Raw genomic sequence first — 12,730 nt, forward strand, 5'->3', positions numbered from 1 at the left:
TTCTTATCACTTTTACGTTTGGTGAAAATTTTAATATTTTAGAAAATAAGGAAAAATGAGGGAGTGTCCTATGAAGTATTTAATCATCGTTCCAGATGGAGCAGGAGATGAAGCCATTGAAGCCTTAGGGGGCAAGACCCCGTTAGAGGCAGCAAACATGCCAATAATCGACGGATTGACGGCCAAGGGAGAAGTAGGCATGGTGCAGACCATACCTGAAGGGGTGGCGCCGGGAAGTGATGCGGCCAACCTGTCTGTTATGGGATATGACCCATCGGTCTACCTGACAGGTCGGTCCCCTTTGGAGGCGGCCAGCATCGGCATCGACATGGCTGATACGGATGTAGCCTTTCGAACTAATATCATCACTTTGGTAGACCCGGCCACAGGTAAACCGGCGGATGCCAGCACCAAGACTGCTTATGAAGACCTAATTATCACGGACCACAGCTCTGGAGATATCACCACTGAAGAAGCAGACCGGCTGATTCAGACCCTTCATGCTGAACTTGGAAATCAGGAAATTCAGTTCTACACCGGGGTCAGTTACCGCCATTGCATGATTGTCAAGGAAGGCTCCACGGACTACCAGCTGACACCGCCCCACGATGTGTTGGGCAAAGCAGTGGGAGCCAACCTGCCAGCGGGAGCAGGCAGCATAGAGGGTGGAGCCGCTCAGCCAGCCAGTTTTATTACCGAGCTGATGAAAAAGAGTTACGACATTCTTCGGGATCATCCTGTAAATCGGGAAAGGCTAGCCAGAGGCTTGAATCCAGCTAATACAGCCTGGATTTGGGGACAAGGAAAGAAGCCTAGCTTATCTTCCTTCTATGATAAGTATCAGATTACCGGCACGGCTATTTCTGCCGTAGACTTGATTAAAGGAATCGCTCTCTGTGCAGGATTGGATTCTGTAGATGTAGAGGGTGCTACCGGCACGCTTCATACCAATTATGAAGGAAAGGCTCAGGCAGCTATCGATGAATTTAAGAAAGGCAAGGATTTCATCTATATGCACTTAGAGGGACCAGATGAATGTTCCCACCAGGGAGACCAGCCGGGAAAAATTCAGTCTTTGGAAGACATCGACAGCCGGATTGCCAAGCCGATTATCGATTACTTGAAGGGTACAGGCGAGGACTTCCGAGTGCTGGTGGTGCCGGATCATCGAACGCCTTTGTGCATTCGAACTCATTCCTCTACCCCGGTGCCGTTCATCCTGTACGATAGCAGGAAGGAACAGGCAGTGGATCAAAGCAGGGCCTTCAACGAGACCTCCGGCATGACAGGCAGTCAGTTTGCCAGTGGATATGAATTAGCAGATTATTTTTTTGAGAAATAGAAATGGGATTTGGGAAAAGATGAAGAAATTAATTACCGTCATGATTTTGCTGGCAGCCCTGACCGGAAATTGGGCACTCAGCGGACTTGTATTTGCTGAAACCAGTGGGAAGGAAACAACGAAGACGTCAGTTATTACAGAAGCGCCATCCATCGTGGGAGAGACAGGGGCTCTCATCGATGCCAAGACTGGCACCGTATTGTACAATAAGGGCATGGACCTCCAGCGGGAACCCGCTAGTACCACGAAAATTATTACGGGTCTGCTGGCCATTGAAAACCTGCCGTTAGACAAGGTGGTCACCATCGATGGGGAGACGCCTTTTACCGATGGCAGCCGAATTTATCTGATAGAGGGAGAACAGATTACAGTGGAAGATTTGCTGTATGCACTCTTTCTTTCCTCTGCCAACGATGCAGCAGTAGCCCTGGCCATTGAAATGGCTGGAAGTGTAGAAGATTTTGCCGTGATGATGAACCAAAAAGCCAAGGAACTGGGGGCTAAGAATACAAATTTTGTAAATCCTAATGGCTTGCATGCAGATGGGCACCTAACCACGTCCTATGACTTGGCTGTGATTGCCAAGGCTGCCATGGAGAATCCTACCTTCCGAAAGTATGTCACCACATATAAGCATACCATTGAGCCGACCAACAAGCAGGAAGAGCCGCGGTATTTGTATAACACCAATCGGCTGCTTTACGACGAAAAGACCAAGGTGTCCGTAAATGGTGTATTGCGCACGGCTAAATATGACGGAGTTACCGGTATCAAAACCGGCTATACGGGTCAGGCCGGGGGTTGTCTGGTGGCGGGGGCCTCCAGGGACGGGACGGAGCTGATTGCCGTAGTTATGAAGTCCACAGATTCAGGGCGCTTTGGGGATTCCATTGCGTTGCTGGATTGGGGATTTGAAAATTATCACACAGTAAAACTCGTGGATAAAGGACAAGAGCTGAGCACTGGCAAAGTAACCAAGGGCGCGGAAAAGACGGTATCTCTGGTGACGGCTAGAGATGGATATGTAACGCTCCCGACCGGTCAGGCTGCGGATCAGATTAAGACGGTCGTTAAAACGGTTGATAAACTGACGGCCCCTTTGGCTAAAGGACAGGAGGCTGGCAGTGCAGACTTTTTTCAGGATGGCGGACTGGTAGGTTCAGTATCCCTGGTATCGGCAGAGGCTGTAAAAGAGGGTGGTCTCTTTACGGGACTGGGGAACTTTGGAAAGGGTCTGGGCAAAGTGGCCGTAGTGGTGCTCATTGCAGCAGCGGCAGTGACTTCAGCAGCAGGGGGGCTTTTGTACATCCGTCATGTGAATATTAAACGGCGGAAACTTCGCAGGCAGCAACGGGCGTTGAGAGCCATGAACCGGGAAAAGGAACAGCTATATTACAATAGAGGAAAATACATGAACAGGTAATTATGTTTGATATAAAAGAGAATCTAAAAAAGCTCCCGGACAGCCCGGGAGTTTATATTCATAAGGATAAGCTGGGGCAGGTAATTTACGTGGGCAAAGCCGTATCGTTAAAAAACCGAGTGCGCCAGTATTTCCAGTCTCCAAAAAACATGCCGGCTAAGGTGCGGGCGATGGTAAGCCACATTGAGGAGTTTGAGTACATTACCACCAACACAGAGATGGAAGCCTTAATCTTGGAATGTACCTTGATTAAACGGTACATGCCGCAGTACAATGTGCTGCTGCGGGACGACAAGACGTATCCCTATATCAAGCTGACTATGAACGAGCCTTATCCAAGATTGGTGAAGACCCGGCGGGTAGAAAAGGATGACGCAAAGTATTTCGGTCCTTACAGCGATGCAGGGGCAGTGAATCAGACTATCGACCTGCTGAACAACATCTTTGTTTTGAAGAGGTGTGCCGTACGGAAGTTCCCGGAAATCGTTAAGCCCTGTCTGAACTATCACATCAATCAGTGCAGAGGGATTTGTACGGGAAAAGTCAGCCGGGAATCCTACATGGAGGATGTGGCTCAGGTGGTGGAGTTTTTAAACGGTAAGATTAAGCCGCTGACGGACCGACTGACCGCTCAGATGATGGAAGAATCGGAGATGCTGAACTTTGAGCGGGCAGCGGAGTTGAGGGATTATATTCAAGCCGCTCAGGTTATCGCAGAGAAACAGCGGGTCGTTCTCTTGGGCGTTAAGGACTTGGACATTGCTCTAGCTATTTCCAGCAGTCAGAAATCTTATGTGGTGCTGTTTTTTGTACGCAATGGTAAGCTGACAGGAAGAGAAAGCTTTGCCATGGAAGGCACGCGGGAGAAGGATGAGCTGGTCAGTGAATTCATCAAGCAGTATTACAGTGAAAATCCCAACATTCCTTATGAAATTTTGGTAGAGCAGGCCTTGGAAGAAGGAGAGCTGATTGAAGGCTTTTTAGGCGATTTAGCAGGCCGACAGGTAAAAATTACTGTACCTAAGCGAGGAGACAAGCGGGACTTATTGCAGTTGGCTCAGAAAGATTCCATTGAGATGTTGAAGACGATCGATGAGCGGGAAAATAACCGCAAAGCCCGCCGGGCAGCACTGTCTAAGGACTTAGGGGATTTGATTCAGCGGATTTTGGGCAGGCTGCCAGAAGAAGAACTTGAACTGACAGAATCGGAGGCGAAAATTCGGGACTATCGAGTAGAGGCCTATGATATTTCTAATACAAATGGGGTGGATTCTGTGGGGGCCATGGTGGTCTTCGATGGATTGAAGCCCAACAAGAAAGAATATCGGCGGTTCCGCATCCGCACCATCGAGGGGCCTAACGATTACGGCAGCATGCAAGAGGTCCTCTATCGGCGGTTTAAGCGGGCGTTGGAAGGGGATTCCGCGTTCAGTACCTTGCCGCAGATTCTGTTTATTGACGGTGGCAAGGGGCAAGTGTCGGCTGTTCAGCAGATTTTGGATGCCATGGGACTGACGGTGGCGGTGGCAGGCATGGCTAAAGATGACAAACATCGGACGAGAGCTTTGGTGTATAAGCCGTATGGTTCTTCGGATTACGAGGAAATTTTGCTGAAAGAGCACCCGTTGTTGTTCAAGTATACGGGTGCAGTTCAGGAAGAAGTGCATCGCTTTGCCATCGATTATCACCGCGGTTTACGGGGGAAGCGGATTCAGGGATCGGCTTTGGATGAGATTGACGGTGTTGGACCTCAAAGGCGCAACTCCCTGCTGGCTCATTTTGGCAGTTTGGAGAAAATCAAGAAGGCAACTGTGGAGGAACTTTCTATGGCCCCGGGCATTACCGAGCAGGTGGCAAAAAATATCCGAGAATATTTTGATTGATAAAGGGAAATGATGGTGGTATAGTATTGGTGACGGTATATGAAAGCTTTATAATACGAAAGATTATGCCAAAACGAATTTTACATGGAGGATTTTAATATGTCAGATAACGAAAAGTGCGCTAGCGGTTGCTGCGGATGCGGCGATCATGACCACGACCACGATCATGACGAAGCAGATTTCTTAACGCTGGAATTTGATGATGGCGTAGAGGTAGAATGCGAAATTATGGGCGTGTTCGATTTTGAAGGAAAAGAGTACATCGCATTAGTTCCGGACGATGAAACGGATGATGTGTATATCTACGGCTATAAGGAAGTTGGCGAAGAAGAGTTTGAGCTGGTGGACATCGATGACGATGCAGAGTTCGAAAAAGTCGTAGCCGAATTCGATAAGCTGACGGCAGAAGAAGAATAAAAGACCGTATAAATTGGGGGGACTGTCCGTAGCGGATGGGGCCCCCAATTTTGATTGGCTCAGCGTAAGAAAAACATTTACGCCAAAAACCAAAAACAGAGAGGAGGCCTCTCTGTTTTTGGTTTTGCTGATTTTTATTTATTTAGGGGAACTTGAAAGGTTGAGTGAATTTTATGGGGATAAAATTCATTCAATTCCCTTAATGGTTTCGAGTATAGTCCTATTAAAAAGCAATGTCAAGAGGCAGTTGCATAATATTGCGGAGGGAAGCTATAAAAACTTATAAATCTGCTATTATCTGACATTACGCAGACATAAATACCAAAAAACATGTATACAATGCGTGAATATCTATATTTAATAGTTGAATTGTCATGTGCTTTCAGCTATAGTAACTATGTGTGGTCTGAATAAGGATCACCAGTTGGAGGAAGTGAAAATAGAATGAAAAAATATGATATTATAATTGCAGGAGCTGGTGCCAGCGGTGTGTTCCTGTCATATGAGCTTACAAAATTAGATAACTCGGCAACGATTTTGATGATGGATAAAGGGGCCCCTTTGGAAAAGAGAGTCTGCCCGATTAAACTGGGAAAGACGGACAACTGCATCAAGTGTGAACCTTGCCACATTATGAATGGCTACGGCGGAGCAGGAACCTTGTCCGACGGAAAATATAATATTACGACGAAGTTCGGCGGCGATCTGCATCGATACATCGGTCAGGATAAGGCTATGAATTTGATGGAATACGTAGATGAAGTGCTTTGCAGTTTTGGAGGCTCTGAAGCTAAGCTGTATTCCACTGGCAACTCCGACCTGAAGACGACGGCCCTGAGAAACAATTTAAATTTGTTGGATGCCAAAGTCCGCCACCTGGGTACTGACCGCAATGTGCAGATTCTTTCAAAAATCTGTAAGCATACAGAAGAGCGAGTGGATATGGAGTTTTACGCTACCATTACAGAAGTGGCACAAGAACCGGATGGAACTTTTATTGTGAAGACCAGCAAGGGGGAGGAATACCAATGTAAAGATTTGGTACTGGCTACTGGACGCTCTGGCTCTAAATGGATTTCTCAGATTTGTCGGCAAATGAAGATTGAACTGGAACAGAATCGGGTGGACATCGGAGTCCGGGTAGAGTTGCCAGCGGAAATTTTCAAACACATTACGGATGAAGTCTATGAGAGTAAGATTGTCTACAAAACGGACAAATATAATGATATGGTGCGGACCTTCTGTATGAATCCATACGGCGAGGTGGTAGCTGAAAATACAAATGGTATTGTTACTGTAAACGGTCACAGCTATGCGGACCCATCCCTGCGAACAGAAAATACCAACTTTGCGTTGTTGGTATCCAATAAACTGACTGCGCCGTTTAAGGATAGTAACGAATATGGCGAATCCATTGCCAAGCTGTCCAACATGCTGGGGGGCGGAGTGCTCATGCAGCGTTTTGGCGACCTGGTAAAGGGGCGGCGGAGCAGTGAGCGGCGTATGGAAAAATGTTTTACCAGACCGACGCTGAAGGCTACGCCGGGCGATTTGAGTTTGGTGCTGCCAAAGAGACAGTTGGACAACATTATCGAGATGATTTATGCCTTGGACAAGATTGCTCCAGGTACAGCCAACGAGGATACCTTGTTGTATGGCGTTGAAGTGAAGTTTTACAATTCCAGAGTGGAGGTAGACGGAAATCTAGAAACCAAGGTGAAGGGCCTGTACGCTTTAGGGGACGGCTCTGGTGTGACTCACTCTCTGTCTCAGGCTTCCGCCAGCGGAATCCACTTGGGCAGGTTACTTGCGGATAAATATAAAAAATAACGAATAATAATTAGGACGGGCAATATACAAATCAAAAAAAGAGGAAGCAAATCAAAAGCAGCCTCTTTTTTTTGCGTGGCTTTATCTATTTTTTCAAAGAAATTCGCCCAAATCGACAAAGAAAACCGGGGAATTTTGTTGAAACTGTGAAAAAATGGTTGATAAAGATAAAAGCTGTGATATAATAAACTAGTTTAATTTTGTTCTTGTATCCGAAAAACCATAATACATTTGTTAAGGTCTTTTGGCAGACAGAACAGAAACCGACTAGAACTAAATCTTGAGCAAAGCAGTTGAAAAGCTGTGACGCAAAGCTATAGGGCCTGAACTCGGAGAGATGGCAGCCAGTTGCACACCTTGAGACTCCTATTATTCTGCACTGGGAGTTTTTTATTGTTGCAGACGCAGCTGCCACCACAACCTCTCTATGAATCTCTCTAAAACTGCGTAGCTTTTCCATATAATTGGTAATTTATAGAAGAATGTGTTTGTACCCCTTGCAATTTCGTAAAAACGCATATTTTTTCTGCGGATAATTTGTGTTTTGTAGGGCAAAGTGATTGCAAAATATGGGGAATCATGTATAATTTAAGAAGAATAAAAAGTGGATAAAAAGATATCCATATTTTTAGAAAAATGGAAATGAATATAAAAAATTGGTAAATAATTTGTAAAAGAATAGTAAAGCAAAAGTTGCTTATATAATCTGTGAAGGAGGAGCTTCTTTACAGCAGAAAAAGAAAGGTGGTATGTACATTGTCATTTTTAAATTCATTGAATATAAGCGCATCTGCTCTGACCGCTCAGCGACAGAGGTTAGATATTATTTCGGAGAACGTGGCTAACATTGACACCACCCGAACAGAAGCCGGGGGTGCGTACCGGAGAAAGCTGGTTGTATTAGAGGATAAGGCCGGCGATTTGTCTTTTAAGGATTCATTGAATCGAGCTGTAGTAGAGAAAGATGCAAATGGCAGGCTGGTTCGGCAGGATTACTCTCCAGGGGTCCGGGTCTCTGCTATTGTGGAGGATCAGAGTGCTCTGAAGACAGAGTACAATCCACAGCATCCAGATGCAGATGCCGATGGATACGTTCAGCGCCCAAATGTAAATATGCTGGAGGAAACCATTGACAGCATGTCAGCTTCTCGGTCCTATCAAGCTAACGTGGTGGTACTCAATGCGGTGAAGCTCATGGCGCAGAAGGCCTTAGAGATCGGCAAATAAAAAAGGTTTTTGCGAGGCGCGCTTCGCTCACATGCGTGCCTGTTTTAATTTGCAGCCTTTTATGATATCGAGAACCTTTTCTTGATATCCTGTCAATATCGCTTTTGGCGATATTTTCTACATAGTAAAAAGCAATATGGAGGGAACTACAATGACGATAGATCCAATTCAGCCGATGCAGGCTATTTCTACCCTTGCAGATGTTACCAAGATTAAAAAGATTGATGGTAATCAACCGAATATTTCTGGGGTAGTGGGTACAGAAGGTACCGAATCGGCTCAGGGTGCCAAAATACCATTTAAATCTTTTTTTGAAGATGCCATTCAGGATGTCATCAGTACGGATCAGCAGGTAAACGTTGATGCGCAGATGCTGGCTACTGGGCAGAGTGACAACTTGCACCAGTACAGCATTGATATTGCAAAAGCCCAGCTATCTATTGACCTATTGGTGGAAATGAGAAACAAGGCGCTTGATTCGTATAGCGAAATTATGCGTATGAGCGTATAGATTAGGATAGGGTGGCAGTACATTGCGAGAACGTATATTAGAACAACTGAAACAAATCCGGGGCAAGCTGGATGAAGTCAATGGTAAGCTTAGCCGAAAGCTGAAGATTATCATCGCTGTGGCAGCGGTGTTGATTATTGCGGTATCCTTTGCGGTAGCTTTGGCTTTAAATACCACCGAGTATGCGGTGCTTTATACGGGCCTGGAAGAATCAGAAGCCATTGAAATTATCAGCGTATTAGATACCCAGCAGGTTCAGTACAAGCATGAAGGCAGCGTGCTCTACGTACCTGATGACATGGTGGACAAGGTGAAGGTAGCCCTGGCGGCAGAAGGTTATCCGAAAAGTGGATTTACCTATGACATATTCAAAGACAACATCGGTCTCATGTCTACGGACTTTGAAAAGTATAAATATGCACAGTTTGAACTGGAAAACCGCATGGCGGCAACAATTAAGCAGTTTGACGGTGTAAAAGACGCTACAGTAGCTATTGCCATGGCGGAGGAACAGAAATACGTTTTGGAAGAAGATAAGACAGATTCTTCTGCTTCTGTAACGGTAACCATGAAAAATGGTGAGTCGCCAAGTGCCAAGCAGGTAAAAGGCATTCAGCGGTTAGTGGCCCGAGGTGTGCCAGGCATGAAGATTGAAAACGTGTCGGTTATTGACGGTAACGGCGTGGAGGTCAGTGCTGATGAGGATCAGACTCAGGAAGGGTCTGCTGCCTTAAAATTGAGTATTGAAAAAGAAATTGAAAATAATATCAAGTCAAGAGTATTGCACGTATTCCAGCCAGTCTTTGGAGAAGACAATATCCGTGTCAGTGTAAACTGCTCGGTGGACCTTGACAAGAAGATTAAGGAGATTATCCAATACATACCTTCTCAGGATAACAAGGGCGTACTGTCCAGCTCCACCTCCTCTTATGAGATACAAGGAGAAGGAGAAGTAACCGCTGGGGTGCCGGGCACGGAAACTAATGCGGATGTTCCGGTCTATCCGGGAGTAACCACAGATGGAAACGACATTTATTTTAAAGATGATAGAGCTCTGGAATACTTAGTAAGTCAAGTAAAAGAACAGGTTCAGAGTGATTCCGCAGAGTTGACGGATACGACGGTCTCTGTGGCAGTGGACAGTGCCAGCTTGACTCCGGCTAAAGCGGGAGAACTGCGGCAAGGGATCGCTATGGCGGCTGGTATCGACCCTGCTTTGGCAGACACGAAGATTGCCATATTCAATGCAGATTTCTACGAACCAGAAACCGAACAGGCATCTGGGCTGGCGGCAGCGTTGGACGCCAATCCAGTGCTGAAAGTTGTCATTCCGGCGGTGCTGGCTTTGCTGATTGCGTTAATTGTGGTGGCGTTGGTCATCATTCGCAAGACCAAAGCGAGAAAACGAGTACAGGAGATGGTAGAGGAGGAAGTGCCGTTGATCGAGGAAATCGAAGATTTGGTACGTTTGGACGAGCTGGGCAAGACGAGAGAAGAAGAACTCAAGAGTCAGATACAGGATTTTACCGATCTCAATCCGGAAATCTCTGCACAGCTGCTTAAGACTTGGTTAAGAGGAGAAGAGGATAATGAGTAAAGACGGAACTGGACTATCTGCCCAGCAGAGAGCGGCAGCGGTCGTCATTTCTTTGGGAGCTGAAAGGGCCTCCAAGATTTATAAATTTTTAGGAGAGGAAGATTTGGAAATCCTCACCCTGGAGATTGCTAAACTGAACCATGTGACCCCTGCTCAGACAGAATCTGCTATGGACGACTTTTATAAGCTCTGCTTAACTCAGAAGGTTATTACAGAAGGGGGCGTAGATTACGCCAAGACCGTGCTGGAAAAGGCTTTTGGACCGCAGACAGCCACCGCTCTTCTGGAGAGGGTGACCCGCAATTTGAAGACCAGAGCATTTGAATTTATTCGTAAGACGGACAGCAAGAATCTATTTGCCATCATTCAACACGAACGGCCACAGACGATTGCATTAATCCTGTCTTATGCGAAGCCAGAGCAGGCCTCGGAAATCATTACGGAGCTGCCAAAAGAAAAACAAGTTCGAGTAGTAGAGTGCATTGCTAGAATGGATAGTGCTTCTCCAGAAACCATCAAAATCGTGGAAAATATCTTGGAGAAAAAATTTGCTTCCGTTCTTTCCTTGGATTTTGCTCAGGTGGGCGGTGTAGATTATATTGCTGAGGTTATGAACAGCATTGACCGCAGCAATGAAAAGTATATCTTTGACGAGCTGAGCAAGAAGGACATTCGCTTGGCAGACGACATTCGAAACAAAATGTTTGTATTCGAAGATATTACCTTACTGGATGACAGAAGTATACAGGAATTCTTGCGCGAAGTTGAGACACAGGATATTGTATACGCCTTGAAGGGCGCCACTCAGGAAGTGGCCAATATGATCTTCTCTAATATGTCCAACCGTATGACGGAAACCGTTAAGAGTGAGTTGGAATTCACTTATAACGTTCGTCTGAAGGACGTAGAAGAAGCGCAGCAGAGAATTGTTGGTATCATTAGGCGTCTGGAAGAGGAAGGCCGCCTGATGATTAATAAGGGCGGAAAGGATGAGATCATTGCGTAAATCCTATGAGACCTTGCAGTTGCAAAGCTCCTTGGAAATGGCGGAAAAGCGGCTCGAAGAAGCTATCGAAGGGCTAAAGAAGGAAAGCAAGTATCAAAATGCCAGAGAGCGAGAACTTCAGCGAGCTGTAGAAGATGCTATGTCGGAGGTGAAAAAGGTTGTTCTGCGAGATAAGCAGGACGATGAAGCCGAAGAAGTTAAGGGGATTAAACCTCTTTATGGATTTGGACCGGAGTTTTCCGGTCGCAGCAAGATTGAAAATACCCTGAAGGACATCGATGAGGAACAAAAAAATCTGGTGGCTAGTATTTTGGGTGAACAAGCTGTGGAAGAAGCAGAGTTGGCAGCTGAAAGGGCTAAGGCGGAGGACTTTTACGAGGGTTTGCTCAGCGAGGAGTTTCATGATGGATATGAAGCGTTGGACCGAATAGCAAAATGGAATCAAGGGATAAATGCTAAGCGGACACAATCACCAGAAGAGCAAATTCTAAGCGAGAGTGAAGAATATGAAATGAAGGCCTTTAACGAAAAAAACGTATTTGACGATGAGACGTATCAATACGAAGCAGATGACATTATGCCTACGAATTTTTATTTGTCTTCTTTTGACGAAGAAGAATCGGAGGCTATTCAGCCCTATGACATAAACGAAGCCTTGGTTTTGGGAGAGGTTATTCCGCCACCCCATGTGGAAGAAGAGCTGTCTGATTTACCGGAACAGGAACTTAGACTGGCGGCAGCGGAGGAGGTTAATCCACCGGCAGAGGCAGACAATGAATTGTCCCTGCTGGATGAAGCCAAGCTGGAAGAGGAACGGGCGGCCATTTTGGCAGAAGCCCGTCAACAAGCAGAGGAACTTTTAGAAGAAGCTTTCAGAGACAGAGAGAAAATTTTAATCGATGCTCAAGCAGAGGCGGATCGAATCCTTCAGGAGACGGTTCAAAAAGCCGAGGAAGAAGCTGCCGAAAAGGGCTATGCTGCAGGCTATGAAAAGGGAAACAACGAAGGCTTCATGGCGGCAGAAAATGCTGTCAACGAAGCGATGATACAGGAAGCCGCCGAGTTTCGCAAGGAATTGGCGGAGGCTATAGAGGATTTTAATACTCAAAAAGATCGGCTGCTGCAGGAAAATCTGGTGGACTTGACGGATTTAGCCGTCAATGTGGCAGAAAAGGTCATCAAGATTACGCTGAAGTCTAGTAAAGATGTTGTGACGAAGATGATTGTAGCTGCAGCAGAAGACTGCCGAGATAAACAGTGGGCTAAGGTTTACATTTCTCACGAAGAAAAAGTCATTGCTATGAACTTGGAGAAAGAACTAATTGATGCGTTGAATCAGATATCCTCTAACGTGAAAGTGGTGGTCATGGAAGCAGAGCCTTCTGGAACCTGCATCATCGAATCGCCAGACCAGATTGTGGATGCCAGTGTCAACACACAGATGGATAATATTCGACAGTTGGTCAGTGACAACAGAAATTAGGAGGAAACAAC

At 46.0% G+C, this 12,730-nt stretch carries 10 protein-coding genes and 1 riboswitch; all 10 genes read left to right on the forward strand.

The genetic code is table 11. The annotated features are described in order from the left end of the window. Positions 1-70: 70 nt before the first annotated feature. The 10 genes from Ami103574_RS03090 (at position 71) to Ami103574_RS03135 (ending at position 12,719) form a co-directional block, all read left to right on the forward strand. Complete coding sequence (locus Ami103574_RS03090) at positions 71-1,342, forward strand: cofactor-independent phosphoglycerate mutase (RefSeq protein WP_163065230.1); 1,272 nt, start codon at positions 71-73, stop codon at positions 1,340-1,342. A 19-nt stretch (positions 1,343-1,361) separates the two neighbouring features. Then, positions 1,362-2,765, forward strand: coding sequence for a D-alanyl-D-alanine carboxypeptidase family protein (locus Ami103574_RS03095; protein ID WP_163065231.1), 1,404 nt, complete (start codon positions 1,362-1,364; stop codon positions 2,763-2,765). Positions 2,766-2,767: 2 nt separating this feature from the next. Then, positions 2,768-4,648, forward strand: a complete 1,881-nt coding sequence (uvrC, locus tag Ami103574_RS03100) for an excinuclease ABC subunit UvrC (RefSeq protein ID WP_163065232.1) — start codon at positions 2,768-2,770, stop codon at positions 4,646-4,648. A gap of 99 nt (positions 4,649-4,747) precedes the next feature. After that, the gene (locus Ami103574_RS03105) at positions 4,748-5,065 is read left to right on the forward strand and encodes a DUF1292 domain-containing protein (RefSeq protein ID WP_163065233.1); all 318 of its coding nucleotides are present in this window, start codon (positions 4,748-4,750) and stop codon (positions 5,063-5,065) included. 444 nt (positions 5,066-5,509) lie between these two features. Then, on the forward strand, positions 5,510-6,895 hold the full coding sequence (locus Ami103574_RS03110) for an NAD(P)/FAD-dependent oxidoreductase (RefSeq protein ID WP_163065234.1): 1,386 nt from the start codon (positions 5,510-5,512) through the stop codon (positions 6,893-6,895). Positions 6,896-7,168: 273 nt separating this feature from the next. Continuing rightward, a riboswitch (cyclic di-GMP riboswitch) is annotated at positions 7,169-7,251 on the forward strand. A gap of 400 nt (positions 7,252-7,651) precedes the next feature. Next, positions 7,652-8,122 carry a flagellar basal body rod protein FlgC gene (flgC, locus tag Ami103574_RS03115; protein WP_163065235.1) on the forward strand — a complete coding sequence of 157 codons (471 nt, stop codon included), beginning with the start codon at positions 7,652-7,654 and terminating at the stop codon, positions 8,120-8,122. A 151-nt stretch (positions 8,123-8,273) separates the two neighbouring features. Beyond that, positions 8,274-8,633 carry a flagellar hook-basal body complex protein FliE gene (fliE, locus tag Ami103574_RS03120; RefSeq protein WP_246213185.1) on the forward strand — a complete coding sequence of 120 codons (360 nt, stop codon included), beginning with the start codon at positions 8,274-8,276 and terminating at the stop codon, positions 8,631-8,633. Positions 8,634-8,655: 22 nt separating this feature from the next. Then, positions 8,656-10,230 carry a flagellar basal-body MS-ring/collar protein FliF gene (fliF, locus tag Ami103574_RS03125; protein ID WP_163065236.1) on the forward strand — a complete coding sequence of 525 codons (1,575 nt, stop codon included), beginning with the start codon at positions 8,656-8,658 and terminating at the stop codon, positions 10,228-10,230. After that, the gene (gene fliG, locus Ami103574_RS03130; protein WP_163065237.1) at positions 10,223-11,236 is read left to right on the forward strand and encodes a flagellar motor switch protein FliG; all 1,014 of its coding nucleotides are present in this window, start codon (positions 10,223-10,225) and stop codon (positions 11,234-11,236) included. Before fliF ends, fliG begins: the two co-directional genes overlap by 8 nt. Further along, positions 11,220-12,719: a FliH/SctL family protein gene (locus tag Ami103574_RS03135; protein ID WP_163065238.1), complete on the forward strand. Its 1,500-nt coding sequence runs from the start codon at positions 11,220-11,222 to the stop codon at positions 12,717-12,719. The genes fliG and Ami103574_RS03135 overlap by 17 nt, the downstream gene beginning before the upstream one ends. The last annotated feature ends 11 nt before the right edge of the window (positions 12,720-12,730 follow it).

This window comes from Aminipila butyrica, from assembly GCF_010669305.1.
Classification (GTDB): domain Bacteria; phylum Bacillota; class Clostridia; order Peptostreptococcales; family Anaerovoracaceae; genus Aminipila; species Aminipila butyrica.

Bases quoted from the DNA above. Each gene is read 5' to 3' on its own strand.
- Ami103574_RS03090 (WP_163065230.1), top strand. From the start codon at position 71: ATGAAGTATTTAATCATCGTTCCAGATGGAGCAGGAGATGAAGCCATT.
- fliG (WP_163065237.1), top strand. From the start codon at position 10,223: ATGAGTAAAGACGGAACTGGACTATCTGCCCAGCAGAGAGCGGCAGCG.
- uvrC (WP_163065232.1), top strand. From the start codon at position 2,768: ATGTTTGATATAAAAGAGAATCTAAAAAAGCTCCCGGACAGCCCGGGA.
- Ami103574_RS03105 (WP_163065233.1), top strand. From the start codon at position 4,748: ATGTCAGATAACGAAAAGTGCGCTAGCGGTTGCTGCGGATGCGGCGAT.
- fliE (WP_246213185.1), top strand. From the start codon at position 8,274: ATGACGATAGATCCAATTCAGCCGATGCAGGCTATTTCTACCCTTGCA.
- Ami103574_RS03110 (WP_163065234.1), top strand. From the start codon at position 5,510: ATGAAAAAATATGATATTATAATTGCAGGAGCTGGTGCCAGCGGTGTG.
- Ami103574_RS03095 (WP_163065231.1), top strand. From the start codon at position 1,362: ATGAAGAAATTAATTACCGTCATGATTTTGCTGGCAGCCCTGACCGGA.
- Ami103574_RS03135 (WP_163065238.1), top strand. From the start codon at position 11,220: ATGAGATCATTGCGTAAATCCTATGAGACCTTGCAGTTGCAAAGCTCC.